This is a genomic window from Haloarchaeobius amylolyticus (assembly GCF_026616195.1).
GTDB lineage: Archaea > Halobacteriota > Halobacteria > Halobacteriales > Natrialbaceae > Haloarchaeobius > Haloarchaeobius amylolyticus.
The window spans coordinates 227,654-253,758 of sequence record NZ_JANHDH010000004.1; the positions used below are offsets into that span (position 1 = coordinate 227,654).

The following is a 26,105-nucleotide window of genomic DNA, read 5'->3' on the forward strand; positions in this document are numbered from 1 at the left end:
CGCTCTGACTCTGCGAGATACAGCACGCGAATGCAGTACGGGGTTGCCCTAGTGGGTGACTCTGAAGGAGTGAACACCCTCAGATATTCCCCTCGTCAGCGACAACCCTGTGGCATGACTGAACACTGTGATAAGTGTGGGACTGAACTTGACCCATCGCAGGCCCGCCACCAGCAATACCAAATCAAGCACGCATCGGATTCGGTCGAGACGCTGGAGGGTCGTCTGTGTTCGGATTGTTTCTGGGAGTTCAAAGAGTGGCTCGAAACGGAGCAGGTCACCTAACGGCATTCCGAAGATTGCCCGACACATGCTCTGTGTCGGTCACCGCGTTACTTACTGACCGTATGTGCGGAGTTTCTCAAGCGAGTGCTGAACGTATCGCGCGTATGCACCACTGAATGATGTGACCCGAAACGAGTGAGATCCGGTCCCAGATCACGAAATCAACCAAACCATAATAAAGGCCAAAGCCTCTTCAATTGGCAATGGGAGTGCAGCAGACCTTACAAAATTTCCTCACGAATCCGATGTACCTCGCAACGTGGGGGGGACTCGTCGCGCTTTCACTCTCGGTACTCATCTGGGATCTCCGGAAGAACAACTCGGAACTTCCAAGTTTGATGAATTTCGTCTGGGGGTTCACGGTACTGTACTCCGGTCCGATCGCACTCGCTGGCTACTGGTGGTCGGGACGCACGCAGATTGACCACGACTCACTCTGGCGGAAGAGCTTTCGCTCGGTCAGCCACTGTTATTCAGGATGCGGAACCGGCGAGATCCTCGGCGTCTCTATTGCAGTCGGTCTGCTTGCGTTCAAAACAACCGGCACGATTCTTCTCTCCTTCACCTTGGCGTACTTGGGCGGGTATCTGTTGACGGTCGGGCCGCTGATGCAGGAAGGTGTCGGGCTCAATGAGGCACTCAAAGACGCCTTTTATTCGGAAACCGCCAGCATCACCGTCATGGAGATCGTCGCCATAGGAACGGATGTCTGGCTCGCCGGCGAAGCTGGGATGGGCGAGATCCTGTTCTGGACGGCGCTGGTGTTCTCACTCACGATGGGGCTCATCGCAGCCTATCCCGTCAATCTCGTGCTCATCCACTTCGGCGTCAAGGAAGGGATGATGAACCCAGCGGAGATGAGTGCCTGAACAGTTGGTTCTGAAGCACAGCCCATGAGATCAGTGCTGAATGAAGCCTTTGTGTCGGTCATCGCATTACTGACAGACACTGTGTAGTTTGAAAAGGCACTGCTGCATACACAGAGCTTATCTTGTCGATGTCATTTCGATGGATTTGCTGTTTGGGAGTCGTACGTATATATCGACATCAGGTCAGCCGGAGTGATCGGACGGTGTGTCCAAGATAGTTCGACCGATAGCCAGCCCTACTGTTATCCCTCTGGATCCCCTCCCGTGATATATGGCAGATGATAAACAGGGCCGAGATGAGCAAGCGGATGATGAAAAACGTCGCCAGCGAGAGCGGATGCAAGAGGAGGCACGTACCCACGACGATGAAGAAGAGCCGATGCGCGTTGACCCTGATGAAGGGCTTGGTGATCTTGATGAAGCGCTCAAATCGCACGACTATCCAGCCACGACAGATGAGTTGGTTGAGGTCTATGGCGACTATGAACTTGAAACGCAGGGCGGCAAGCAATCCCTGGAGGACGTACTCTCTTCAACTGATGACCAAATATATGACTCAGCCGAGGACGTTCACAGACGGATACTGGAACTCATAGGGCGATAACACAACGGCCCAACACACTTATCTCGCAAATTGGGCCGCCTGTGCTCAAATTGACATCCTCCTCCGCGTGAACGCGGAGGAATCCCGAGCGGTGGGAGTTTCAGGTTTGTAGTCCAATCACCGGACTACCAGCCCTTTCGGGCGCAGGTAGTCCCACGGTATCGGACTGGTGGACTGCTGGCCATGCCAAGTGGCCGTTACCCCTATCCTCGACCGTGTGTGGCGTCCCAGTGTTGTTTTTGCCACGGGGACGCCAGCAGGCGTCAGCGGACTCGGGGGTACCTTTTGGTTCGCTTCAAGCAGTCGGCACGTCGGTACACCCTTCGAGGATGTGTCGTTCACCGGCTGCCCTTTCGGATACTGCCTCGTTAGGTGGGCGGACAGGCCGCCTCCGGAGGACGGTTCGGAATCCGCTCCGTTCCGACCGATTCCTACTCTCCGGTACGGCGGCCTGTCACTTAAACATCTCCGTGGGAAACTCAGCGCAGCCGTGCAACGGTGGTCTGGTGCCCAGTGACGGCGCGTATCCACGGCCTGAAGGCCGTGGTATTGCGCCTGTTCAGCCTATAAACTTCGTCTGTAGTTACCTCTTTGCTGAATCCACTCTCTCTGTGTCGGTCACCGCGTTACTGACCGTATCTGGGGGGTTTGTCAAGCGAGTGCTGAATGTATCGCGCGTATTCATCGTGAAAAGACGGTGAACGGACAGGGTCAGTTGCTCTCGTCGATAACTCCGGGATCTGGCTCGAACTGTTTGACTTCCTCCTCGATGATGTCGCGCTCGAAGTAGAGAAGTTCAACGGCAAGCACGACGACGGCGATACCAAGCACGATATAGAACGTGTTCGGTTCCCGAGTGTACAGGTTGTACATCATTAGCGGGAAGAACGCCAGCGAACCGACTGTTCCGATTGCGGGGATGAGAGCGTTCACCTCGTCGTGATCACGCTGGCGGAACGCGAGGTAGCTCATTGACCCGAACACGAGGATGAACGACAGCGATGCGAACGAGGTGATAGCACCGAGTCCCCCGAACCACGTAAACGCCCCAGTGATGACACCTAGGACGAGGACTGTCCGCTCGGGAACCCCGTCAGCATCCGAACTCCCGATCTGATCGGGGAGGAGGTCGTCACCGAGCATTCCCTTGGCGAAATGCGCCGACGAGAACAGGGTCGCGTTGATGGCGCTCCCCGTCGAGAACAACGCCGACAGCGCAAGGACGACCGCTCCGAGTTGTGCTAGCCCGTAGGGCTGCATCATCAGTGAGGCAGCATCCTTCAGCGCGACGTGTGGGTGGGATGTGAGCGCCTGCGGAACGAGGTTCACCGTCACCATTCCCACGAGGATGTAGATTGCAACGGCGACCGGGATGGAGATGTACACGGCCGTCCGGATGGTATCGACGGGGTTCTCGATGCCCTCTTGGTCGTAGTACAGGAGCTGCCAGCCCTGGAACGCCACGAACGAGATAGCCGCCGCCATGAGGGGGCCAAATCCACCAAGATGGCTAACACCATACTCGAACTGCGCACCACTGAATCCGAACGCATACACCAGCCCGAGAATACCGAACACGACGAGGATGCCGATCTTCAGTGCGACGAGGACGTTTTCTGCGGCTCCGGTAGTCCGCGACCCGAGCAGATTGAGGCCGACGAACCCGGCCACCGCCAAGACCGAGATGAGCGGTCTGGTCGGGAGCTCCAGAACGCTTTCGGGGATGATGCCGAAAGCAGCCGTGAACTCACCGAAGGCGAAGGCGTACATCGCCATCGAACCGATGTAGCCGAACAGGAGCGTCCAGCCGGCGATTCCAGCCAGAGTGGAGTTGTCGAGATAACACTGGACAAAGGTTACAGAGCCGCCCTGGTTGTCCGTGAGACTGTTGAGCTTGTTGTACGAGTAGCCCGCACACATGGCGACGATTCCGGCGGCAAGAAACGCGACCCAGACGGCGGACATCGTTATGTTTGCCACCACACCGAGAACGGCGTAGATGCCACCTCCGATCATGCCGCCGAGTGCCATTGAGATACTCTCTTTCAGTCCGAGGCTGTCAGCCATGGCAATCGAGCTCCATTCAATCCCTCTGTTCTAGGTCAGAGCGGCTTGCGAGGCGTGAAGCCTTCGCTTGTTGCGGCAGGATAATTGCGAGGTTCCACTCTGATAGAGACACCTATACTGGCCAGTTAGACGGACTCTTTAGCGTGTCGTGGCTAGCATCTCGTAGTGGCTGCGACCTGTGAGTCACAACGCACTGTCTTTCGACGAATCGCTCAACAGCCGTACGTCGAGTGGCCAGTCTATGACTCGACGCCGTTGTACGATCGAACCTCACTCGCCGGGTTAGAATCGGACATTCGAGCCGTTTCGGAAATCTGGTTTACTCACCACGAACACGATTCAGTCGAGCAGTTCGTATTCGAACTCCCATTAGCCTACTTCAGATTCGAGGCCCACGATCGCTACGGGAGTTCGACATGCTACGAGATGGACACCCTCTTTCGCGTGTTCATCCTGAAAGAATGCCACGAGTGGGACCACGAGACCGCGCTGATCGAGTATCTCAATCGTAGTCCAGCACTCTGCGAACAATTGGGTCTGGAGACAGTGCCGGACCAATCGACGCTGTGGCGCAGTTGGCACGAACGGTTCAGTGTCGAGCTTCGCAGTACAGTCGAGACAGTTTCCCGGGCGATTCTCATCAAGGCCCAGAATGCAAGTGTCTCGGTCCCACGCGACCCTGAGCGTAAGCTCCGTTATCGGAACAACGACGACGAGGATTCGACACCTGACGAGCAACGCGTCTTGGAGCGGACGGAAGCGATCACGGACCACGTCGGCCGAATTGTCTTCCCGGCGTTCTCGCTGGATCGAGGAGAGGGATGTGAGATCCACGAGAACGCCTACTGGAGCTTGCAGACGTATCTGGGGCTCCGTGAGAACCTCGCTGCCAACGAGGGCGCTCGTAGTTTCACCTACGAGTCGGCTCGTGAGCGGACGCCGTTAGGGCACGCTCATCGAGACCAGATTCGCGATCTCTCTATCGAGCAGATTCGCGAGATGTACCGACAGGCCGTCACCAGACTCATGAGCGAAGTCGCGGAGACAGAGGAGTTCTTCCGAGCCGGGATCGTCGCAATCGATATCACCGAAGCTGATCCCTTCACCGGCGATAGAACGGGCCACGAAGACGAAATCATCGGCACGAAGGAGAAAACTGACGAGTACGCCTACCAGTGGGCGACAGTCCAATTAGTCGGCAACGCCGTCCCAATCGTGCTGGACGCGCGGCCAGTTCGGAATGGTGAGTCCCGCTTAGAAATCGTCAAGGACCTCTTGGATTCTGCCGAGGACCTCGTCCACGTCGATAACGTCCTGATGGACCGGGAGTTCGACAGTCAGCGCGTCCTGGAGATGATCAGCCAGCGTGGGCTGTCGTACGTCGTCCCGAAACGGATGCAGACCAGCGAGAAAGCCCAAGCGAAGCGGTTGCTCCAGCGTGATCAAGACCGGTACGAGACCAACCGTAAACTCCATCTCGGCAAGAACGAGTGGCACGAGACGACGCTGATCTACCGACGCAAAGAGAACTCAGAGCACGACGATCATCAACAGTATTCGGTGTTCATGACGAATCGAGGGAGCGGGCACCTCACGGAGTACGGCTACCGTTGGGAAATCGAGAGTGGGTACAGGTCAATCAAGCGATTCATGGCCGCGACGACGTCCAAGGACTTCGGACTCAGATTCTTCTACTTCGCGTTCGCGTGTCTGCTCTACTCGATTTGGCGAGCAGTCGATCTGCTCGTCCAGGTCGAATTGATTGGGGAGTACGAGCACGCACCGATTGTGACGGCAGATAATACGCTGACGCTGCTGAAGAAGGAGACAGGAATCGGATAGTAGGGTCCTCGGTCTGGGTCAGCGCAGATTTCTGAGTGGCAACGCTATCGAGAGTCTCAGAAAAGCCACGATCTGGTCGTTAGTGCGACAGGAAGAAGCACACGAGAGAGGGTTTAAACAGTTCCCGCTCCCTGATTCGTCGGAAACCACGCATCACAGCCCCGCTAAACCCGCTGTAGTCTCAACTTCAGGCGGCCGCGAGGAGTTGAGACTGGCCATCTCAATGCATATGCCTCAAGCCCTCACTGCTCAGTCGTGCAGAGTTGGTCGATTTGCTCGTCCAAGTCGAGTTGACGGGTGAGTACGAACACTCACCTATTGTGACGGCCGACAATACGCTTACGCTGCTGAAGAAGGAGACCGGAATCGGATAGAGCGGTGCTCTGTCCGGGGCAATGCGGATTCCTGAGTGGCAACGCTGTCGGGAATCTTGGAAATTCCTCGATCCAGTTGGCAGTACGACACGAGAAAATCTTTGAGAGGGGATTCTAAGCGTCCTCCACTTACAAATTCGCCCGAAACCACGCATTACAGCCCCGCTAAACCCGCCGTAGTCTCAACTTCCACTGGCAAGAGTGGTTGAGGGTGGTTGTCTCAATGCATATGGTTCCCTCCTACGAGTGCCCGTGCAGACACGAATCACGTGAGTACGTCTTTGTTCCGGGACTGGACCCCTCACAAGATGTCGCTGATCCGGAGTGACTATTACTACCGATCGACGTTCAAAATTACAATGGAGGAAGCGATTGCCCACCGGCTCCGTTGGATTTACCTTCCGCTGTTTGCCGTGATCCTCGCAGCGTGGGTCATTCGCGTTACGGCGTTCGTTGAGCACCCCCGGCTAGAGAGTCTGCTATCGGCCAGATTCCCGGCGTGCTCGTGATTGGTGTTGCCGTCCTCTATACCGTGATTCCCGTGATAGCCGTCGTTAGTTTTTGAGTGTCATTCTCGGTGACCACGAACGAATGCACGTCGCAAGACAGTCAGAAGAACGTGCGTTTCGTACTTCTGGGTTCGGCAATGCTCGCAGGGCTGCATATCCGTGACAATGTCCTCGATTTCGTCGTCGTACTCGTCCGTGAGCGTGGTGAGGGCATCCGTAATCTGGGGCTGGATAGCGTCGATCATCTCCTCAACGGCGGAGTCGGCCGAATCTGGTAGTGAGTACGAGAGGACGATCGTGTTCGCCCCGTAGTATTTCGTCGTCCCACCGCGCCCCTCCTCGAACCGGACGACATCGACGAGGCCCGCGTCCCGGAGCTCGTTGATGTGGTGGCGCACGGTGTTTTCTGTTCGGTCGATTCCGCGGTCGGCGAGGCGCTCGTGTACGTCGCTCGCCGTCAGCGTCTCGTCAGCAAGAATATCGAGAATCATCGCTCGCATCGGTTCATCGATCGCATCGGAGACCCCCGTATCTCGAACGGCGATATCCTCGAGTTCGTGCTCGGCATCAGATGTGCTCATATATGGACCGAGAGCGTGTACAGGCTAAGTAGTGGCGACCATCGCACGGACTCCACCTGATGCCCACCTCGGAGGCCTGTCATAGCTCTAGATGACTCGTTTGTCCGTTCAAACACTCCGTATCCATATTCAAACATATCATCTAAAAAATACTTTAGAGGGTATGGGCACTACGTAGAACTGTGATGAGCGAAACAACGCAACTCCGCGTGATGGACTTCGATTGTCCGAGCTGTGCAAGCACCGTCGAACGCGCCCTCGCGAATCAGGACGGCGTCGAAAATGTTGAAGTTCACTACGCGACTGGCCGGGTCGAGATTGAGTACGACGACAACGTCGCCGATCCCGCCACGTTCGAACAGACGATCGAGAACCAGGGCTACACGCCCCAGCCCACCTGAGGAGAAAAGCCATGGATACCCAATCAGTCAAACAGTACTATCGCAAACACCGGCAGGCCATCATCGTCGCGGTGAGTGGCCTGCTGTACGCCGGCGGCTGGACGCTCGGCTACGTTTCGGCCTTCGACACGGCGAGCGCTGCGATCTTGATCCTCGTGGCGATCGTCGGCGGCTACGACATCGCTAAAACCGCCTACCACGAGGTCACCAACCGGACACTCGGCATCAAGACGCTGGTGACGCTGGCCGCCATCGGTGCCATCGTCATCGGAGAGTACTGGGAGGCCGCAGCCGTCATCTTCCTGTTCAGCCTCGGCAGCTACCTCGAGGGGCGGACCATGCGGAAGACTCGGACGGCACTCCAAGAGCTGCTGGAGATGACGCCCGACACGGCGACCGTCCGGCGCGACGGGGAACTCCAGGAGATTCCCGCCCGTGAGGTCGAAGAGGGCGAAGTCGTCGTCGTAAAGCCGGGCGGAAAGATTCCGGTCGACGGTGACGTCGTCGACGGCGAGAGTGCAGTCAACCAGGCGCCGGTCACCGGCGAGAGTGCGCCCGTCCACAAGGCTGACGGCGACGAGGTCTACGCCGGGACGGTCAACCAGGAGGGCGCACTAGAAATCCGGACGACGGGTGCGGGCTCGGACACGACGCTCGAACGTATCATCCGTCGCGTCGAGGAGGCCCAAGAGGCCCAGTCGCCCACGGAGAGTCTCATCGACCGGTTCGCGAAGTACTACACCCCAGCCGTCATCGCGTTAGCAATTGGCGCGTATGCAATCACGCAGAACGCGATCCTGTCGCTGACCCTGTTGGTCATCGGCTGTCCGGGCGCGCTAGTCATCGGGCCGCCGGTCAGCATCGTCTCGGCCATCGGCAACGCCGCCCGTTCGGGCGTCCTGATGAAGGGCGGCGAACACCTCGAACGCGCTGGCAAGATCGACCTCGTCGCCTTCGACAAAACGGGGACGCTCACGAAGGGCGAGAGCACCGTCGCCGACGTCGAGGGGTTCGGCGTTGTTGATAACGAGGTCCTCTCGCTCGCGGCGACCGCCGAGAAGAAGAGCGAACACCACCTCGCCGACGCCATCGTCGACACGGCCCGCGAGCGCCCGACTGCTGCGACGGACGGTGGGGCGACGGTCGCCCAGGCGGACAATACGGACGCCAGCCTCCAGTCGATTTCCGATCCGGACGATTTCGACGTGGTCGCTGGTAAGGGCGTTATCGCCCATACCGATGGCCACGAAGTTGTCGTCGGCAACCGCGCACTGCTGGACGACCGCGACATCGACGTCCCCAGTCGGATCGCCGACTACGTCCGCGAGCGTGAGGAGCGCGGCGAAACGGTCGTCCACGTCATCCGAGATGGGGACATCATCGGCGCAATCGCGCTGCGGGACGAACTCCGGGAGGCCGCTCCTGGCGTCGTTGCGGCGCTTCAGGACGCCGGCATCGAGACGGTGATGCTGACCGGCGACAACGAGCGGACGGCCGCCGCCGTCGCCGAGGAGGTCGGCATCGACGACTACCGCGCCGAGCTGCTCCCCGAGGATAAGCAGTCCACTATCGAGGAGCTTCAGACCGACGGCCACGTCGTCGCAATGGTCGGCGACGGTATCAACGACGCACCATCGTTAGCAACTGCCGACGTCGGCATCGCGATGGGTGCCGCCGGGACGGACACCGCCATCGAGACCGCCGACATGGCGCTGATGGCCGACGACCTCGAACGCATCCCCTACGCGGTCAAACTGAGCAAAGCGACGCGCTGGAACGTCCTCGAGAACGTCGGGCTCGCGGTGCTGACCGTAATCGTCCTCCTCGCAGGCGTGCTGACCAGCTACGTCACCCTCGCCGCTGGGATGCTGGTCCACGAAGCTAGCGTCCTCGCAGTCATCCTAAACGGGATGCGACTGCTTCGCTACTGACTACTGGACACGAACTCCATTACACGCATGACAACAGATTCGACTGCGACCGACGGAACCGAGCATAGCACGAACTGGCAGGTCAACTACGACGTTGCCCCGATCGAGATTCGCGACCCTGTCGCGGAAGCTCTCGGCGTCCTTGAACCGGGCGATCCGTTCGTCATCACCTACAGAGACGCGGTGAAAGAGGCGGGACACTCCTGCCCGACAGCCTCGGGCGCTTACCGGATCGTCCAGCTCGGCCTCGACGCGCTGTACGCCGACGAGCATCCGGTCCGGAGCGAGATCGAGGTGCAGGCGGCCGGTCCGCGAGACGATGCCGCGTACGGCGTGATGAGTCGCATCATCTCGTTTGTGACCGGTGCGACCGAAGACGACGGCTTCGGTGGACTCGCCGGCGGCTACGGTGGGCGCCGTGATCTCCTGCGTTTCGACGCGTTCGACTCGGAGACGCCGGACCCGACGTTCCGTTTCCGACGAACCGATACGGACGATACCGTCGCCGTAACGTACCACGTCGGAGACGTCCCTGACGGGGGACCGGCAATCGGGAATCTCCAGGGGATCCTCGATGGGTCAGCCAGTGACCAGCAACGGGAGGCCTTCGCTGACGCATGGCATCGCCGCGTCCAAGTCGTCCTGGCGGACGACTCGCTGTTCACTGTAGAACCCGTCTAGACACGGCGTCAACCACGGTACGACAGTCGGCCAGGATTTCGCCGTCGGGCTATCACACTTCCATATGCTCCTCGACGAACCAGTGGATGATGTGGCCCTCCGCTCGGTGCAACACGTCGCTACACGTCGCGTTCGCGATGTCGAGTGCCGCAGCCACCTCGCCTAATGTCGATTCCCGTGGTGTCCGGTAGTAGCCTGCTTCGACAGCAGCCAGAAGCACCTCTTGCTGTCGGTCCGTGAGCAACTGGTCTGCTTGGCTCGCGTCGATTTCGCGAACAGATTCGATCGTGAAGCCGATGCCTAAATCCTCGAGGTGATCGCCGAGACTCGAGAGCCGCCTCGTCGATGTCGTCACCTCCCACGTAGCGACACCGTTCTGAATATCGAAGGGCATTCTGAGTGGAACACCGGCTCGCAGGACCGGGAGAAGTGGAAGTGGGTTCACCGTCTTTATCTGGAGGAGCGCCTCGTCTTCGTGCTTCCAGAGTAGCTCGAGGTCCTCGATGTCGTCACGGGATTGAATGTCGGTAATGAGTGGAAGTGGGTCAGCGGTCTTGAGCCTGACAAGCCCGATACCGGTCCCTTCGCCAGGAATACTCGTGACGACTTGAAACACCACCTCCGGATGAGCAGCCGAGAGATCTCCGATCCAGGTATGGTCGGGGATATCTATGGAAAGTTTCGCGTGTGGCATCGTCTGTAGCGTACCTACTATTTCGCTCATTATACCGAGTTATACGAATATGTTAGGGTGCGCCTCAATTTCTCGCGCTGATCACTAACCAGCCGAGGCGTGTACGGACATGTAATGTCGGAACTCCGCGAACGCGTGGCTAGCAGCCCGGGAGCGAAATTTCCCGATGTCCAGATTTCTGTCGCCAGATCGCTGGCCTGCGTCACGCTCAACGGGGCGGTTACGGTGGATCGTACCTCGTCCACGCCGTCGAAACTGGGGGTGTATGTTCAGTAATGGTCGACGTGAGCGAGTGGATCACGGACAATGCTCGGCTCGTTATTGCGGTCATGGTCGTCGCGTCCGCGGTGGTCGCCGCCGGAGTGCCGATGGTCGACCGATCGACGTCCCTCGACCAGTTCCAGACCGACGCCGACGAAGCCGATGCGCTCGATTACGTCGACGCGAACTTCTCGAGCGGGTCGACGGATACGACCTCAGCACAGGTCATCGTCCGGGACGACAACGTCCTCGATAAGGACACCCTCGTTTCTATTCTCGAATACGAACGGGCGCTCGAGACCAACGAAACAGTCAACGAGACCCTCGTCGAGAACGACTCCACGCGAAGCGTCGCGAACCTCGTCGCGACCACCTCGATCCGGGAAGACCGGGCCGCCGAGCTCCAGACCCGCGAACGTGAATTAACCAGGACAGAGGCGAGCCTTGCGGAGGCCATCGATTCGCTCGCGAACAACCCGAACGCGAGTGTTCGCCCCGCGTTCGAGGCCGTCGACGCCAACACGTCGGTGACCCTCACCGAGGCGGACTACCGGCTGTTCGCGGACGCTGTCGAGGAGCGACGCGCGCAAGACGAGACCGGTGAGAGTACGGGGAACGTCACGAAACAGATTCTCGCGGACGAGTACGCAACGCTCGCCGAGGACAGAAACGAGCTGGAGAGCCTCGACCCAACTCTCGAGACGCAGATCGAGGAACTCCGGTCGCTAAACGACTCCGAAGTCGAGGCTCTCGTCGCGGACGTACTTTCCAGTGAATCGGACCGGTCGGCACGCGCGCTTGCCTTCATGCCCGACTACTACGAGCCGGGATCGACGGAGACGAACGCGACTCTGCTCGTCGTGACCCACGAGTCCGCAGGCGGATCGTTCGCACCCGGTGACGCACCCGAGGAGATCGAGGACGCACAGGCCACGATGACGGACCTGGCGCCGGACGACGACTCGATGGCCGTCCTGGTCTACGGTGACGGTGTCGTCTCGACGGAGATCACGGACTCGATGATCGACAGCGTCCTCCTGGTCGGTCCACTGGCGATCGCGTTCGTCTTGCTCGTTCTCGTGGTCGTCTACCGGGACCTGCTGGACATCCTGCTCGGTCTCCTGGGGATCGCGCTCGTGCTCGTGTGGACGTTCGGTGCGATGGGGTGGTTCGACATCGCGTTCAGCCAGCCGTTCATCGTCGTCCTCGTCCTGTTGATCGGCCTCTCTATCGACTACGGCCTCCACGTCGTGATGCGTTATCGGGAGGCTCGCGAGTCGAGCGAGACGTCGCCCAGTCGCGCGATGGCTGTCGCACTCGGGAGCGTCGGTGTCGCACTCGTCTACGTCACCACGACGACAGTCATCGGCTTCCTCTCGAACCTTACGAGCCCGCTCGGGGTGTTCCGCGAACTCGGCGTCGTCAGCGCTATCGGCATCGTGGCCACGCTGCTCGTCTTCGGCCTGCTCGTTCCGGCGCTGAAAGTCGAACTCGACGAGCTCCTCGAACGCCGTGGGATCGACCGCCTGAAACCAGCTGTCGGAACGGGTGGCGGGCCGGTCAGTCGCGTCCTAGGTACGGGGGCGACGCTCGCGACGAAGGCCCCCTACGTCGTCATCGCCGTCGCGCTCCTCGTCAGCGCGACGGGTGCGTACGGGGCGACAGGTATCGACGCGAGCTTCGAGCAGTCGGATTTCCTCGCGGAAGATCCCGACGACTGGTTGAAAGACCTCCCCGATCCGATCGCGCCCGGGACGTACACGGCAGAGAGGGCGATCGACACGCTCGACCGTGACTTCGTCAGACAGGACACCACAGCCACGATACTCGTCAGGGGCGACGTGACTGATCCCGTGACACTCGACCGGCTCGACGCCGCACGCACGAACGCGAGCGACATGTCGGCGACGGAGACGTACGCCGACGGAGAGCCCGCGGTGACCGACCCGATCACGGTGATGGACCGCGTCGCGGCGGACAACGCGTCGTTCAACCGGACGCTAGCGGCAGCCGACACCGACGGCGACGGCGTCCCTGACGAGAACGTGACTGCCGTCTACGACGAACTGTATCGGGTGGCACCCGAGGAAGCGGCCGACGTCGTCCACAGGGAGGACGGCGAGTATCGGGCTGTCCGGATGGTCGTGACCGTCGACAGTGGCGTCGACGACGACGTCGTCCACGACCAGATGGGGTGGGTTGCCGACGACGCCGACGGGGAGGGCGTTTCCGTCATCGCGACCGGCGACGTGATCGTTAACCAGATCACGGCCGACCAACTCGCGGAGACGGCGCTCCTGAGTCTCGTCGTCGCGCTGCTCTCGGTCGTCGTCGTCCTCGCGGTCGCTTACCGGCTCACCGAGGGGAGCGCATCACTCGGCGTCGTCACGATCGTCCCCGTTGCGTTCACCCTGACGTGGGTGCTCGGGACGATGGCGCTGCTGGACATCCCGTTCAACATCGTCACCGGCATGATCACCGGGCTCACGATCGGGCTCGGCGTCGACTACAGCCTCCACATTAGCGAGCGATTCAACCAGGAGCTAGCCGGGGCTGAGACGGTTGCCGCGGCGCTCCACGAGACCGTCACCGGGACCGGCGGTGCGTTACTCTCGAGTGCGGCGACGACCGCCAGCGGGTTCGCTGTGCTGCTCGTCGCGATCCTCCCGTTCCTGCAGTCGTTCGGCCTCATCACCGCGCTGACGATCGTGTTCGCGTTCCTCGCCAGCGTGTTCGTCCTCCCGAGCTTGCTCGTCGTCTGGGCACGGGTGGTGAATCGAGATTCCGGACTGAGGGAATCCACCACCGGTACGGCGACAGAATCACCCGATAGCACAGCTGAAGGCAAGGCTGACGTGACGCGAACGGTTCACCGCTCCTACCTCTCCCCCGACCAGGTGGTTCCAGTGACTGTCTCGCTCCGGAACGTTCGCGATCGGATGATACTCAGGGAATCAGTCGATGGCGAGATCGGCAATATCGACCTCTCTCCCGAACCAGTTGCCGTAGACCGGGATGACGGAACCATCACAGTGTACTGGAACATCGCTGATTCGGTGGTCGACGCGAGCCTCGAGTACACGGTCGAACTCCCCGCGGAAGCAGCGGATGGCGATGTAGTCACGTTTGAGGGGACCGTCGAAAGCAGTGACTGCCGATGGTCGGTCGGTGGAGACGAGACGGCCACTGTCGTTGAGGATATCTTCCAACGCGTGCTTGAGCGTGGTGCAGTCACTGCCGCGGACATCGAGGTCGCTATCGAGCGTGACGATATCACTCCCAAAGAAGTCGCACGTCTTCGCCGTGCTTGGCTCAAAGGGGACTGAGTCCGGTAGTATCACTCGACGTCAACGGTTTCCAGTCGCTCGCGGATTACGCTCTTGGCCGGCAGGGATTTTTCGTGTTGTTCTTCCGAATGTCGTTTACCTGTGCGGTGGTCCTTCTTCATCCGCAACCCAATCAGCAACACATAGCTGAGGTTGCAGGTATGCGTCCCGACACTCGTTAATCTCCCTCTCGAATACCGTCTGCGACATACTGTACTCAACTACTGAAAGGGGAAACCTGGTCGAAGAGGATGCGATCTGTGGTTACGTACTCTTCAAGCACGGTTGGAGCGAACAGGTGCGGCGGTGGATATATCGGCGCTTGGATGGTAGTGTAACTTGTATGACTTCAGACCGCGTCATCGACCTGCTTCAGAAGGCCTACGGGGACGAGATGGAGACAGTGATGAACTACCAGACGAACGCGATCGTTCTGGACGGAGTTCGTGCCGAAGAGATCAAGCAGAGCCTCCAGCAAGACATCCAAGAGGAACTGACCCACGCCCAGCAACTTGGCAACCGTCTCAAGCAACTGGATGCCCGACCGCCCAGCTCGGCAGAGTTTACCGCTCGGCAGGACTCGCTGCAACCCCCCGAGGATTCGACCGACGTGCTTTCGGTAATCCGAGGTGTCCTCGACGCTGAAGAGGACGCTATCGAGACATATCGGTCGATCATCGATGCTGCTGAGGACGCTGACGATCCGGTCACCGAAGATCTCGCCGTGACAATTCTCGCCGATGAGGAAGCCCACCGAACCGAATTCCGGGGCTTCGAAAAGGAGTATCAAGACGACTGATCTCCCTCGTCAGGGAGCGTAACGCGCACAATATCGTCCAACACGAAATGGGCGGGAATGTAACCGGTCCGAGTACTCAAGCGGCAGTTGCTTCACGATCCATTTTGTTAGTCTTTCGTGCTCTCCAGTAGAGGTACGTGAGCACGACGATGAGCGCCCCTTGGAGTATTTTATCCACATACCCGAGCGTCGTGAATTCGCCGGCATTCGCTACGTACCAGAGTGGGAACTGAACTGCCGTATAGACGATCCCAACTATATAGAGAAGAGATCGCCGATAGTCTAAGAGGAACAATACGGCGGCACCGAGGAACCCGACTCCTGCGAGCGAAACGGGAATCCGTCCTTCGACAAATCCGGCGTACACGTGGATAACTCCCGTTATCAGGACGAGCAATATCGCAAGCCAGTGGGTTGTGGTAAGTGAGTCTGTCTCGGTGTAGCTGCTAACTGTTTGTCCCATGGGCATTAAACATACTGCGAGCAATTATACTCTACCTCGAACATTTTCGCCACATCCTCAAATTACAGGGACATCGGCGGGTCGATGTCCATCCGTACGAGTTCCAGTGCGAACAGCGCCGTCGCCACTACAATAGAAGCCGCCCCGATCAGAACCAGTACTGGTGGTAGATTGAGATAGATCTCCGAGAGGATACTGGTGCATGAGAAGTCCGACGAGTGCCAAGAGCGAAATCCAACGAGCGCGACCCTGACGTACGGGCAACCACAGAAGCAGTACCCCGAAGACAACAACTGGCCATCGACATAGTTATTAGGTGAATTGAGGGAAGGATATCGCTGAAAAAGTGTAGTCTCTGAATTGTCTCAGCGTATCCGACCACGAGACGCCAACTAAGTACGAATATATTCGATATACTCTATGATATCCGTAGGAATCTCTTTCGGGCCTGCCTCCGTATATGTAACTATGGCACGCCACCCGATTCGGTTCACTCCCTTTCACCTCGCAGGTGCGCTGTTCCTACTCGCCGGTCTCGTATTAGCTGTCTATCACGGCCTCGAGCAGTTCAATCTCGTCCCGCGGGTCGGCTGGGTTTCGTGGAGTCACATTCACTTCGTGACGATCGGCGGCTTCACGCAGCTCCTATTCGGAATGCTCCCCCAGCTTACGGCTCGAAAACTCGAGCGTCCACTGCCCTCGAAGTACTACGACTGGCTGAACTTCGTCGGATTGAACGGTGGATTTCTCCTGCTGTGGTACGGGCGTGGATGGGGTCACACGTGGGCGTTCGATGGCGGACTCATCGCGATCTGGCTCCTCGTCGCCGGGTTGCTGATAGTGATGTTGCGGATGGTTATGCAAAGCGATCTGGCGTGGAACGCGACGACTGGACTGTATCTGGTGTCAGTCTTCGTGTTCCTGTGGGGGATCACGTACGCGTACGGCCTGTTTGCCCACGTCTGGCAGGTTCCCGGCGGCTGGCTCGGCTTGCGCGAAGCGCACGTCCACGCTAACGCGTGGGGCTTTCTCGGGCTCGCGGCCATCGGCACGCTCTACGACCTCTTTCCCCGCCTGCTTGGTACCGATCTCTACAGTGAGAGGTTACGGGACTACTCGGCGTGGTTCTTCGTCGCCGGCATCTTTCCGCTGATTACCGGCCCCTGGGTCGGGATGGGGCGGACAGTCACGGCGACCGGGTTGGTCCTCTTCGCGACGGGATTTGCACTGTACCTGTACAACCTCGTCCAGACGTATCGATCGACAGACTCCCGATCGGGTATCGCGTTGTCAGTTCTGGTAGCCCAGTTCTGGATGCTCGGGCCGGCGGGATTCGCACCGTTCGTACTCTTCGGCGTCGAGTGGGTGAATCCGGCGTATATCGAAGACGGCGCACTCCACTTCTTCTTCGTAGGATGGGCGCTCCCGATCGCACTCGCCGGCTTGCTGCTCTACTTTCGGAATCTCCCTGCCCTGAGCGAAGGGGGGTTGGGGGGCAGTACCTCCGTTGATGCGTCTGATCCCCTCCCAGATGGAGTCATCCCGTCGGTGATCTCGACGTGGATGGTCTGGGTGTGGAACATCGCAATCTTGGTGGTTGGCGTCGGCTTCTTCTACCAGGATCAGTCGTGGTCGGCGTATTTCTTCGGTCCCGGATACACCGCTCTTGTCATCCTGTGGCTCTATGAACTGGCACAGGCGTTCCGCTTGCGTTGGGCTCTCCGGACTGAATCCGAGACGACTACCGATACGAGGGTCTGATACATGGAACAGCAGGCCTACCACGGCCACTCGTCACGTTCATCCGGGAGGGTATCCAACCATGATAGCATGGGAGCTGATCCGACCCCTGTGTGTACCCACTGGACTGAAACATGACGCTGTACGATTGCATTGCGGACCTCCCGTTGACAATATCGGGTTCGGACCGGACCAGTCGTCGTCGAGAGATGGTGGGCGAAACGACTCGCGTCACTTCAACGTTCGTCCTGCTGGCGGAAGATGAATTCGGCGCTGGCGAAGACATCACTCACGAGGCTGTCGACCACGAAGCGTTGCCAGATACACTACCGTTCGATTTTGCAGGCGAATATACGTTCGATGAGTTCTCACAATCGCTCGAAGCCGTCGACCTCTTTCCGACGAAGTCACCCAAGCGCGAGGCCTCGCGGGCGTATCGACGCTGGGCACTCGAAAGTGCCGCACTCGACCTGGCCCTCAAACAAAACGACACGACACTGGCGTCACGCTTCGGTCGGGAGCGCTCACCGGTTCGATTCGTTGTCAGTACTCCAGTCCCGGATGGGGATACGACTCGAGTCGAAGGGATACTCGCAGTCAACCCCACATGCGAGTTCGCGCTTGAGCCGACGGATGAATGGACCGCGGACACCTTCGCGAGACTCGCGGAGACCGACGCAGTCCGCGTACTCGATTTGAACGGCCAGTCCGGCGGAGACGGCGACAGTCAAGCACCGAATCCCGAGTTCTATCGCCGGGTTTTCGAGACGCTCCCCGATGCCATCGTAGCAGATCCTGTCGTCTCCGACGATGTACACGACCTGCTCGCGGCGAATTCGGATCGTCTCTCGTTGGGTGCGTCTGTCCGCAGCACAGCCGACATCCGTGACGCGCCGTTCGAGCCGAGCTGGTGTCGTATCGTCCCCTCGCGATTCGGAACCGTCCGGTCGCTTCTCGAGACTATCGAGTACTGTGCAGAGCAGGATATCAGTATGTACGGCGGCGGGCAGTGCGAGCTCTGTGTCGGACGCGGGCATATCCAATTGCTCGCATCACTGTTCTACCCTGATGGACCAAATGATGTCGCGCCGCGGGCGTACAACAAGCCAACGATTAGAGCGGACCTGATCTCAAGTCCCCTCGAACCACCCGAGGCCCCGACCGGGATGGAGTGGAAGCAACTCGAATTTGAGTAGCGGGCAACGTGTCGAAGAGTTCAGCCGCGTACCGGTAGAGCGCATTTACCTCACTCTATATCTTTCACGGCGTTCTTGTATCGAGTAATCCAGCAAACCGAACGGTACGTAAGTTCTCTGTACTGACCAGTCAGATGAGTTCTTGAGCGAGTCCTGTCCAGTGTTTCGTAGTGTCTCAGACTCGTGATTCTCGGCGAGCAGTCTTTCGGAGAATTGCCCGGCAATCATACACTCAGTGGCCTGTATACGATTCGACGCCGCTGTACGAGCGAAGCTCGCTCGACGGGCTGGAATCAGATATCAGAATCGTCTCGCAGACCTGGTTCAGACACGACCGCCATGAGTCGATCGAGAACTTCGCTTGTGCACTTCCGCTGGCGTATTTCGAATTCGGTACGCACGACCGCTACGGGGGGTCGACTCACTACGAGATGGACACGCTCTTTCGTGTATTCTTGCTGAAAGAGCTCCACGGATGGGCCCACGAAACCGCACTGATCGAGTATCTCGAGTGCCGTCCAGCACTCTGCGACCAACTGGATCTGGAGACAGTGCCGGACCAATCGACGCTGTGGCGTAGTTGGCACAAACGGTTTCCTGACGAGTTTCGCAGTACAGTCGAGACAGCCGCGCGCACTATCCTTGTCAAAGCTCAGAACGCGGATGTCGCTGTTCCACGCGAACCAGAGCGGCGTCTTCCGTCTCACGATGCGGAAGAGGACGAATTAGAGCTAGAGGATCAAGCTGTCCTCAACGAAGCGGAAACGATCACGGAGCATGTCAGCCGTATCGTCTTCCCGGCGCTTTCGCTGGATCGTGGGGACGGCTGTGAAATCCACGAGAACGCCTACTGGGACTTACAGACGTACCTGGGGCTTCGCGAGAGATTGGCTGCTAATGAAGGGGCTCGCAGTTTCGTCTACGAATCGACTCGGGATCGGACGCCGTTGGGCCACGCCCACCGAGAGCATATTCGTGATCTTTCAGTATCAGGGATCCGCAAGATGTACCGACAGGCCGTCAACAGGCTCCTAAGCGAAGTCGCGGAGACGGAGCAATTCTTTCGAGCTGGCATCGTCGCTATTGACATCACCGAAGCTGACCCGTTCACCGGTGATAGAACGGGCTATGAAGACGAGATCATCGGCACGAAAGAGAAGACCGACGAGTACGCCTACCAGTGGGCTACCATCCAGTTAGTTGGTAATGCAGTTCCGATTGTACTGGACGTGCGGCCAGTTCAGAAGGGAGAGTCCCGCCTAGAAATCGTCAAGGACCTCTTGGATTCTGCTGAGGAGATGGTACACGTCGATAACGTGCTGATGGATCGGGAGTTCGACAGTCAGCACGTCCTAGAGATGCTCAGCCAGCGTGGCTTGTCGTATGTCGTGCCCAAGCGGATGCAGACCAGCGAGAAAGCCCAGGCGAAGCGATTGCTCCAGCGGGACCAGGATCGGTACGAGACTGACCGCAAACTACATCTCGGGAAGAATGAGTGGCACGAGACGACGCTAATCTATCGTCGAAAAGAAGACTCAGAGCACGACGACCATCGACAATATTCGGTGTTCATGACGAATTGCGGGAGTGGTCACCTCACGGAGTACGGCTATCGCTGGGAGATCGAGAGTGGGTACAGGTCGATCAAACGGTTCATGGCGGCGACGACGTCGAAGGATTTTGGGCTTCGCTTCTTTTACTTCGCGTTTGCGTGTCTGCTGTACTCGATCTGGCGCGCTGTTGATTTGCTGGTACAGGTCGAGTTGACCGGTGAGTATGAACATTCGCCGATCGTAACGGCCGACAACACGCTTACGCTGTTGAAGAAGGAAACCGGCATCGGATAGCGAAGATATCTAACCGTGGTAGCGCGATGTCTGAGTGGCTACACTACCCGCGGTCTCGGAAACATCCCGGATGAGTTGACTATCCAACTATAACGTCCGGCCAGAAAGCGATCTGAATCAGTTTCTGGTCATCGATTCGGCCGAAACCACGCATCACAGCCCCGCTAATCCCGCTGTAGTCTCAACTTCCCCGCCTCACAGAAGTTGAGACTGCAGTACCCAATGCACGAACTCGATTCATGATCATCGACCGAGCTTACACCTGGTGGCTCAGAGAACTCGTCGAATCGTCGCTCGACACCCTCGTTGAGCAGATCAGATCGGGTAGCATCGTACTGGGCAAGGAACTCAGTGCTCTCTGCTTCCTCTGACGCGCATGGTTCCCAGACAGCCACGCGCCAGAGTCACAGCCTCTGCTGGACTGTGCGACCGGGTACACGCACTTTCTGGTAGATACCCCTCCCTGGAACGAGTCCACAGCGGTACACAGGACTATTTCGACGCGGACCAATTGTTCGGCCATGGCTACCGAGGCGACGTTTACAGTCCCACCCGACGAGTTCCCCCTAGGGACGATCTTCGAGTCTGTGCCGGGCGTGACGGTCGAACTGGAGCGCATCGTCCCACGCGAAGACGTGATCATCCCGTACTTCTGGGTGCGGGGCGTCCATATCGACGACGTGGAGGCAGTCTTTTCACCTCATCCCGGTGTGAAGGATATTCGACCGATAGACTCCATCGATGACGAATACCTCTTGCGCGTCGAGTGGGACCCAAAGTACGAAGGAATACTCAGCACGCTCGGCGAGACGGGAGTACCACTCATCACGGCGATCGGCACGAACGACCGGTGGACCTTCGAGATCCGCGGAGACCAGCAAAGCGATATCGCCACGTTTCAGCAGCGGTGCCGAGAACGCGGCATCCCGGTGACGCTGACGGCCCTGCACGCGCTGACGCCGGTCGAGACTGCCACCGAGGCCGCACTCACCGATTCCCAGCTGGAGGCGCTGGTGCTGGCGTACGAACGTGGCTACTTCAACTCGCCGCGCGACGTGACGATGGCCGAACTGGGAGAGGAACTCGGAATCTCACAACAGGCGATCGCTTCTCGCCTCCGGCGTGGTACCCGCAATATTCTCGGTCAGACCCTCACCGCCCTGGTGGGTGACGTCCAACGGTATAAATAAGGATTGTATAAACAAAAGCCAGGGTGAACCGGGGCCGTCCGCTACTGGACAGCAGAGCCAACCAAGACTGATTGCGCAACGAGGCTCGTCACAAAATGACTGAAAAAAAAAACCACCGGTAGACGAGTTCGACCCACCCGCAGAACAGCGGCCCAACGCGTTGACGCGTTGACCGCAGCGGAACGCGAGACGCTTCGAGTTGCGCTCTCGAAGGGCTACTTCGAGGTCCCGAGGCAGACGCCCCTCGTCGACATCGCCGAGGAACTCGGCCGGTCAGACGTTGAGACCTCACGACACATCCAGCGTGGAATGGGAACCGTTCTGCGGGCGACGAACGCCCTGGAGGGGAGTGCAAGTGGGGCTGATTGCCCCAGTGAGAGCGCAGTGGGTAGCGTAGAAGAGGCGACCGACGCAACCGAACGCGAACGACAGCTACAACGTCGAGTCGAGCAACTCGACCGGTTCGCGAGCGTCCTCAGTCACGACCTCCGGAACCCGTTGAACACCGCCAAGATGAGCCTCGAACTGGCCCGCGAGGACCCCGAGTCTGTCGAGAGCCATCACGAGCGTATCGAACAGTCACTTGACCGTATCGACGAACTCGTGACCTCGTTGTTGCTCCTGGCCCGCGAAGGGCAGGTCGTCAGCGACTTCGAGACTGTCTCACTCACCGAGACCGCAGCGCGAGCGTGGGAGTTCATCGAGGAACCCGACGCGACGCTGCGATTCGAGATGGACGAGGCCACGGTCCGCGCGGACCCAGAGCGACTTCACACCATATTCGAGAACCTGTTCCAGAACGCGGTCACGCACGGCGGTCCGGGGGTCACGATTCGCGTCGGACTCGTGAACGGGGGGTTCTTCGTCAAGGACGACGGGCCCGGTATCCCATCGGCAGAACGTGAGGAAGTCTTCGAGTACGGGCACACGACGAGTAGCGACGGGAACGGGTTCGGACTTAGCATCGTCGAAAGCATCGCCATCGCGCACGGCTGGGAGGTGACCGTGACCGAGAGCTGGAAGGGAGGCGCTCGGATCGAGTTCACCACCAGAACGGCACCCCAATGAAGGTGCGTGCAATATCGAAACAATTCGATGCAGCACATCTCGATGTCCAGTATATTCTAGACTACTGTTTCTTTGCTCGACGTTTTCGTCTCTCACATGGCCGTGGTTCGAGACAGAGGCAACTTTCAGGGTGCGATTCGGGCGAGTTCCGATCTCTTACGCAACGCTCGTTGTCGATTTCCCACCCGGCGTATTTCGACGAAATGAACGAGAGCGACTCATCTGATTCCCGTGGAGACGACGAACTGCCCGTCACATACCACAAGTCCGCAGACGACGATGTCGAGGATCCCGCAGATGGACAGCCGCACGTCCGCCACCGCTCGCCCACTGGGTCGGACAAAGCGGGCGATTCTGGTCCCCCTATCTGCGGGGCGAGATGTGAAGATGGAACAAAATGTCAGCGGACGATATGCGGTCCCTTAGACAGGTGTTGGCAGCACGCTGAATACGAGGACTGAGTTTCTTGCATTCTATGGCAGATCTCTCTACACTGTGGTGATGACGAACCTAATTTGACTATCGAGATATCGGGGGTCTTGGTCCAGTAATACTCTAAATCGACCGGCACTGTTCGTTGAAATGTTAGAGTTAACATACCGTTAGTGCCCAGCGTCTGGTAGTGGTTTCTACTTGCGAGTCTCGCCGGACTATTTTTCGATGGGTCTCCCAGCGTTCACACGTCGAGTGGCCCGCGTACGATTCGTCACCTCTGTACGACCGAAGTTCGCTCACCGCGCTCAAATCCGACGTTCGCGTCGTCGCACAAACCTGGTTCAGGCACGACAAGCACACCTCAGTCGAGCAGTTCATCTGCTCACTCCCACTAGAGTTTTTCAGATTCGACGAACACGATCACTACGCGGACTCCGCTCACTACACGATGGACTCCCTCTTTCGGGTGTTCGTACTGAAGGAACTCTATGGGTGGGACCACGAAACCCCCTTGGTCGAGTATCTCGATTCCCACTCCGAACTTTGCGAGGAACTCGGCTTGGACGCGGTGCCCGACCAGTCGACGCTGTGGCGTAGCTGGAACAAACGCTTCACCGCAGACCTTCGCGAAACCGTCGAGGCCGCTGCTCGAACGATTTTGGTCAAGGCCAAGAACGAGGGCGTCGACGTTCCCCGTGAACCAGAACGAAAGCTGCTACCCCGCCTCGACGATTCTGACGAACCAGAACCCGACGACGAGACTACCCTCGAGCAGGCGGAGAAGCTTACCGACCACGTCAGTCGCGTCGTCTTCCCAGCCTTCTCCTTAGACCGTGGCGAGGGCTGTGAGATACACGAGAACGCGTACTGGGACTTACAAACGTATCTGGGGCTCCGAGAGAACTTAGCTGCTAACGAGGGCGCTCGAAGCTTCACCTACGAGTCTACCCGGGAACGAACCCCACTCGGCCACGCTCATCGCGAACACGTTCGAGACCTCTCCATCGAACAGATACGAGAAATGTATCGACAGGCTATCCGTCGACTGCTAGACGAGGTAGCGGAGACGGAGGAGTTCTTCCGAGCCGGTATCGTCGCCATCGACATCACCGAAGCGGAGCCGTTCACGGGCGACCGCACAGGCCATGAAGACGAGATTCTCGGGACGAAAGAACAGAGCGACGAGTACGCTTATCAGTGGGCGACGGTGCAGTTAGTCGGCAACGCTGTTCCGATTGTCCTAGACGCTCGGCCAGTGCGACGTGGTGAGAGTCGTCTGGAGATCGTCGAAGATCTCCTCGATTCAGCCGAAGAACTCGTCCACGTCGACAATGTGCTGATGGACCGTGAATTCGACAGCCAGCACGTTCTGGAGATGATTAGCCAGCGCGGGCTCACGTACGTCGTTCCGAAACGGATGCACACGAGCGAGAGAGCCCAAGCGAAGCGACTCTTGAAGAGTGATACAGACCGGTACGTGAACGACCGCAAACTGCACTTAGGCAAGAACGAGTGGCACCAGACGACGCTCGTGTACCGGAGAAACGAGAAGTCTGAGCACACTGACCACCGGCAGTATTCGGTGTTCATGTGTAACGGTAGTGTGGGATTCCTGAGTGAGTATGCGTATCGCTGGGAGATCGAAAGTGGCTACAGGTCGATTAAGCGGTTCATGGCCGCGACGACCTCCAAGAACTTCGTCCTCCGATTCTTCTACTTCGCATTCGCGTGCCTTCTGTACTCGATATGGAGAGCGGTGGATCTGCTGGTTCAGGTCGAGCTAACGGGTGAGTACGAGCACTCCCCGATTGTGACTGCGGACAATACGCTTACACTGTTGAAGAAGGAGACTGGAATCGGGTAATCGCTCGGGATTGAGCCAGTGATAATTGGGGTGATGAGCGGCAGCGCTGGCCTGATTTCTTTAAATATGCAATTCGGGTTGGGCTACTAACTAGAACCGGTGTCTCGACCGGAACTTGAAGCACGCCGGGTTCGTTGGTTCGGCTGAAATCGTGCATCCTGGCGGTCCTAAAGCCCGTGTAGTCGCAACTTCCACAAGGCCTCAAGTTGAGAAATCCCAATCCAGACCGACTCCACATGAGTGGAGGCAGCACTGAGCTTTCGGGACCTAACAAAGAGGCCAGGCCGATTTAGCGGACATCCCGGGTGCCAGCAATGCTGTCGATCCACTTCAGGAGCACTTTGGACGCGGGTAGTCAGCGCCCTGTGCAGTGAGCTGGATTGAGGACAGGAAGGTATGGGTGGGAGCAAGTCTGTGAATGTATCTACCTGGGTGAGCCTACATTCTTGTTGCACGTGATCGTCGTAGTCCAGTTCAGTGTGACCTGGTTTCGTTGATTCAACCTATATCCTGAATACTGACGGTGCTATAGCCCGTGTATTCTCAGCTTCCACGAGCTGCAGTAGTTGAGACCGTCCTTCTCAATGCATATGGCAGCCTGGCAGAGTTCATAAATAGTATGAAGGCGTACTCTAAGAGAGAACGATGGGACGAATCACCGGCTCCTATCCAGACGACCTCGACCTCCTCATCGAAGGTGCTGTCGAGGCTGGAGTGTTTGGTGGCAAAAGCGATGCACTACGAGAGTTCGTCCGTGAATACTTCGAGAACCATGAGAACGAGCGCATCGCAGCTGCAGTTGCTCTCTACGAGCGCGAGCGAATCACGCTCGGCGATGCCGCGAGACTCGCTGCTGTCGACCGATGGACGATGCGTGACATCCTGCGAGAACACGGGGTCGAACTTCGCCTCGGACTCGCCGACGAAGACGACGCAGCCTACGAGGTAGAAGCAGCGAAAGAACTGGAATTCGATGATGAAGACTCGGATGACGAGGAGTCGCGTGCGAAATGACAGGTGACGGGATTCCACCGAATCCGAGCGTCCTGAACACGACTGTCCTCTCGAATTTTGCGTA

At 58.5% G+C, this 26,105-nt stretch carries 21 protein-coding genes; 16 read left to right on the forward strand and 5 right to left on the reverse strand.

From position 1 onward, the window contains the following. Nucleotides 1-488: 488 nt before the first annotated feature. Together NOV86_RS22320 and NOV86_RS22325 are read left to right on the forward strand one after the other, a co-directional pair. Entirely contained in the window at nucleotides 489-1,154 is a 666-nt protein-coding gene (locus tag NOV86_RS22320) for a DUF4396 domain-containing protein (protein ID WP_267644071.1), read from the forward strand. Between the two features lie 271 nt (nucleotides 1,155-1,425). Beyond that, nucleotides 1,426-1,758, forward strand: a complete 333-nt coding sequence (locus NOV86_RS22325; protein WP_267644072.1) for a DUF5789 family protein — start codon at nucleotides 1,426-1,428, stop codon at nucleotides 1,756-1,758. 711 nt (nucleotides 1,759-2,469) lie between these two features. Here NOV86_RS22325 and NOV86_RS22330 read toward each other — a convergent pair. Beyond that, the gene (locus tag NOV86_RS22330; protein ID WP_267644073.1) at nucleotides 2,470-3,825 is read right to left on the reverse strand and encodes an APC family permease; all 1,356 of its coding nucleotides are present in this window, start codon (nucleotides 3,823-3,825) and stop codon (nucleotides 2,470-2,472) included. A gap of 165 nt (nucleotides 3,826-3,990) precedes the next feature. Here NOV86_RS22330 and NOV86_RS22335 point away from each other — a divergent pair, with 165 nt between their 5' ends. Both NOV86_RS22335 and NOV86_RS22340 read left to right on the forward strand, forming a co-directional pair. After that, nucleotides 3,991-5,667, forward strand: coding sequence for a transposase (locus NOV86_RS22335; RefSeq protein ID WP_267644074.1), 1,677 nt, complete (start codon nucleotides 3,991-3,993; stop codon nucleotides 5,665-5,667). 733 nt (nucleotides 5,668-6,400) lie between these two features. Continuing rightward, entirely contained in the window at nucleotides 6,401-6,550 is a 150-nt protein-coding gene (locus tag NOV86_RS22340) for a DUF2270 domain-containing protein (protein WP_233255214.1), read from the forward strand. A 59-nt stretch (nucleotides 6,551-6,609) separates the two neighbouring features. Here NOV86_RS22340 and NOV86_RS22345 read toward each other — a convergent pair whose 3' ends face one another. Then, the gene (locus NOV86_RS22345) at nucleotides 6,610-7,131 is read right to left on the reverse strand and encodes an ArsR/SmtB family transcription factor (protein ID WP_123124706.1); all 522 of its coding nucleotides are present in this window, start codon (nucleotides 7,129-7,131) and stop codon (nucleotides 6,610-6,612) included. A gap of 185 nt (nucleotides 7,132-7,316) precedes the next feature. Here NOV86_RS22345 and NOV86_RS22350 point away from each other — a divergent pair, with 185 nt between their 5' ends. The 3 genes from NOV86_RS22350 to NOV86_RS22360 are packed head-to-tail and all read left to right on the forward strand — an operon-like array spanning nucleotide 7,317 to nucleotide 10,144. Further along, nucleotides 7,317-7,532 (forward strand): heavy-metal-associated domain-containing protein, encoded by a 216-nt coding sequence (locus NOV86_RS22350; protein ID WP_123124705.1) that lies wholly within the window; start codon nucleotides 7,317-7,319, stop codon nucleotides 7,530-7,532. Nucleotides 7,533-7,543: 11 nt separating this feature from the next. Then, entirely contained in the window at nucleotides 7,544-9,463 is a 1,920-nt protein-coding gene (locus NOV86_RS22355) for a heavy metal translocating P-type ATPase (RefSeq protein WP_267644077.1), read from the forward strand. 27 nt (nucleotides 9,464-9,490) lie between these two features. Then, complete coding sequence (locus tag NOV86_RS22360; protein ID WP_123124703.1) at nucleotides 9,491-10,144, forward strand: hypothetical protein; 654 nt, start codon at nucleotides 9,491-9,493, stop codon at nucleotides 10,142-10,144. 52 nt (nucleotides 10,145-10,196) lie between these two features. Here the strand turns inward: NOV86_RS22360 and NOV86_RS22365 are convergent, their stop codons facing one another. Then, nucleotides 10,197-10,868 (reverse strand): helix-turn-helix domain-containing protein, encoded by a 672-nt coding sequence (locus NOV86_RS22365; protein WP_199710322.1) that lies wholly within the window; start codon nucleotides 10,866-10,868, stop codon nucleotides 10,197-10,199. A 403-nt stretch (nucleotides 10,869-11,271) separates the two neighbouring features. Continuing rightward, complete coding sequence (locus NOV86_RS23345; protein WP_267644078.1) at nucleotides 11,272-11,637, reverse strand: hypothetical protein; 366 nt, start codon at nucleotides 11,635-11,637, stop codon at nucleotides 11,272-11,274. Between NOV86_RS23345 and NOV86_RS22375 the strand changes: the two genes are divergently transcribed. Next, entirely contained in the window at nucleotides 11,627-14,425 is a 2,799-nt protein-coding gene (locus NOV86_RS22375; RefSeq protein ID WP_267644079.1) for an efflux RND transporter permease subunit, read from the forward strand. The two genes, NOV86_RS23345 and NOV86_RS22375, sit on opposite strands and share 11 nt — an antisense overlap. A gap of 343 nt (nucleotides 14,426-14,768) precedes the next feature. Beyond that, nucleotides 14,769-15,224 carry a ferritin-like domain-containing protein gene (locus NOV86_RS22380; RefSeq protein ID WP_058984753.1) on the forward strand — a complete coding sequence of 152 codons (456 nt, stop codon included), beginning with the start codon at nucleotides 14,769-14,771 and terminating at the stop codon, nucleotides 15,222-15,224. 76 nt (nucleotides 15,225-15,300) lie between these two features. Here the strand turns inward: NOV86_RS22380 and NOV86_RS22385 are convergent, their stop codons facing one another. Further along, a complete protein-coding gene (locus NOV86_RS22385) occupies nucleotides 15,301-15,687 on the reverse strand; it encodes a DUF7475 family protein (RefSeq protein ID WP_089767471.1) in 387 nt (128 codons plus the stop codon). A gap of 468 nt (nucleotides 15,688-16,155) precedes the next feature. Between NOV86_RS22385 and NOV86_RS22390 the strand changes: the two genes are divergently transcribed. The 7 genes from NOV86_RS22390 to NOV86_RS22420 all read left to right on the forward strand — a co-directional run bounded on the left by NOV86_RS22390 (nucleotide 16,156) and on the right by NOV86_RS22420 (nucleotide 26,041). Then, a complete protein-coding gene (locus NOV86_RS22390; RefSeq protein WP_089767360.1) occupies nucleotides 16,156-17,448 on the forward strand; it encodes a hypothetical protein in 1,293 nt (430 codons plus the stop codon). A gap of 113 nt (nucleotides 17,449-17,561) precedes the next feature. Further along, nucleotides 17,562-18,623 (forward strand): enolase-like domain-containing protein, encoded by a 1,062-nt coding sequence (locus NOV86_RS22395; protein ID WP_089767361.1) that lies wholly within the window; start codon nucleotides 17,562-17,564, stop codon nucleotides 18,621-18,623. Nucleotides 18,624-18,793: 170 nt separating this feature from the next. Continuing rightward, nucleotides 18,794-20,470 (forward strand): transposase, encoded by a 1,677-nt coding sequence (locus NOV86_RS22400; RefSeq protein ID WP_267644081.1) that lies wholly within the window; start codon nucleotides 18,794-18,796, stop codon nucleotides 20,468-20,470. Between the two features lie 521 nt (nucleotides 20,471-20,991). Next, nucleotides 20,992-21,660 carry a helix-turn-helix domain-containing protein gene (locus NOV86_RS22405; RefSeq protein ID WP_267644083.1) on the forward strand — a complete coding sequence of 223 codons (669 nt, stop codon included), beginning with the start codon at nucleotides 20,992-20,994 and terminating at the stop codon, nucleotides 21,658-21,660. Between the two features lie 168 nt (nucleotides 21,661-21,828). Further along, entirely contained in the window at nucleotides 21,829-22,728 is a 900-nt protein-coding gene (locus NOV86_RS22410; RefSeq protein ID WP_267644084.1) for a sensor histidine kinase, read from the forward strand. A gap of 622 nt (nucleotides 22,729-23,350) precedes the next feature. After that, nucleotides 23,351-25,027, forward strand: coding sequence for a transposase (locus tag NOV86_RS22415; protein WP_267644086.1), 1,677 nt, complete (start codon nucleotides 23,351-23,353; stop codon nucleotides 25,025-25,027). Between the two features lie 645 nt (nucleotides 25,028-25,672). Beyond that, nucleotides 25,673-26,041, forward strand: coding sequence for a UPF0175 family protein (locus NOV86_RS22420; protein WP_267644087.1), 369 nt, complete (start codon nucleotides 25,673-25,675; stop codon nucleotides 26,039-26,041). Nucleotides 26,042-26,105 lie beyond the last annotated feature (64 nt).

What these genes read in the sequence shown, in the direction of transcription:
- NOV86_RS22350 (WP_123124705.1), top strand. Translation starts at nt 7,317, where the DNA reads ATGAGCGAAACAACGCAACTCCGCGTGATGGACTTCGATTGTCCGAGC.
- NOV86_RS22325 (WP_267644072.1), top strand. Translation starts at nt 1,426, where the DNA reads ATGGCAGATGATAAACAGGGCCGAGATGAGCAAGCGGATGATGAAAAA.
- NOV86_RS22420 (WP_267644087.1), top strand. Translation starts at nt 25,673, where the DNA reads ATGGGACGAATCACCGGCTCCTATCCAGACGACCTCGACCTCCTCATC.
- NOV86_RS22380 (WP_058984753.1), top strand. Translation starts at nt 14,769, where the DNA reads ATGACTTCAGACCGCGTCATCGACCTGCTTCAGAAGGCCTACGGGGAC.
- NOV86_RS22405 (WP_267644083.1), top strand. Translation starts at nt 20,992, where the DNA reads ATGGCTACCGAGGCGACGTTTACAGTCCCACCCGACGAGTTCCCCCTA.
- NOV86_RS22365 (WP_199710322.1), bottom strand. Translation starts at nt 10,868, where the DNA reads ATGAGCGAAATAGTAGGTACGCTACAGACGATGCCACACGCGAAACTT.
- NOV86_RS22345 (WP_123124706.1), bottom strand. Translation starts at nt 7,131, where the DNA reads ATGAGCACATCTGATGCCGAGCACGAACTCGAGGATATCGCCGTTCGA.
- NOV86_RS22395 (WP_089767361.1), top strand. Translation starts at nt 17,562, where the DNA reads ATGACGCTGTACGATTGCATTGCGGACCTCCCGTTGACAATATCGGGT.
- NOV86_RS22340 (WP_233255214.1), top strand. Translation starts at nt 6,401, where the DNA reads ATGGAGGAAGCGATTGCCCACCGGCTCCGTTGGATTTACCTTCCGCTG.
- NOV86_RS22355 (WP_267644077.1), top strand. Translation starts at nt 7,544, where the DNA reads ATGGATACCCAATCAGTCAAACAGTACTATCGCAAACACCGGCAGGCC.
- NOV86_RS22385 (WP_089767471.1), bottom strand. Translation starts at nt 15,687, where the DNA reads ATGGGACAAACAGTTAGCAGCTACACCGAGACAGACTCACTTACCACA.
- NOV86_RS22360 (WP_123124703.1), top strand. Translation starts at nt 9,491, where the DNA reads ATGACAACAGATTCGACTGCGACCGACGGAACCGAGCATAGCACGAAC.
- NOV86_RS22330 (WP_267644073.1), bottom strand. Translation starts at nt 3,825, where the DNA reads ATGGCTGACAGCCTCGGACTGAAAGAGAGTATCTCAATGGCACTCGGC.
- NOV86_RS22320 (WP_267644071.1), top strand. Translation starts at nt 489, where the DNA reads ATGGGAGTGCAGCAGACCTTACAAAATTTCCTCACGAATCCGATGTAC.
- NOV86_RS22390 (WP_089767360.1), top strand. Translation starts at nt 16,156, where the DNA reads ATGGCACGCCACCCGATTCGGTTCACTCCCTTTCACCTCGCAGGTGCG.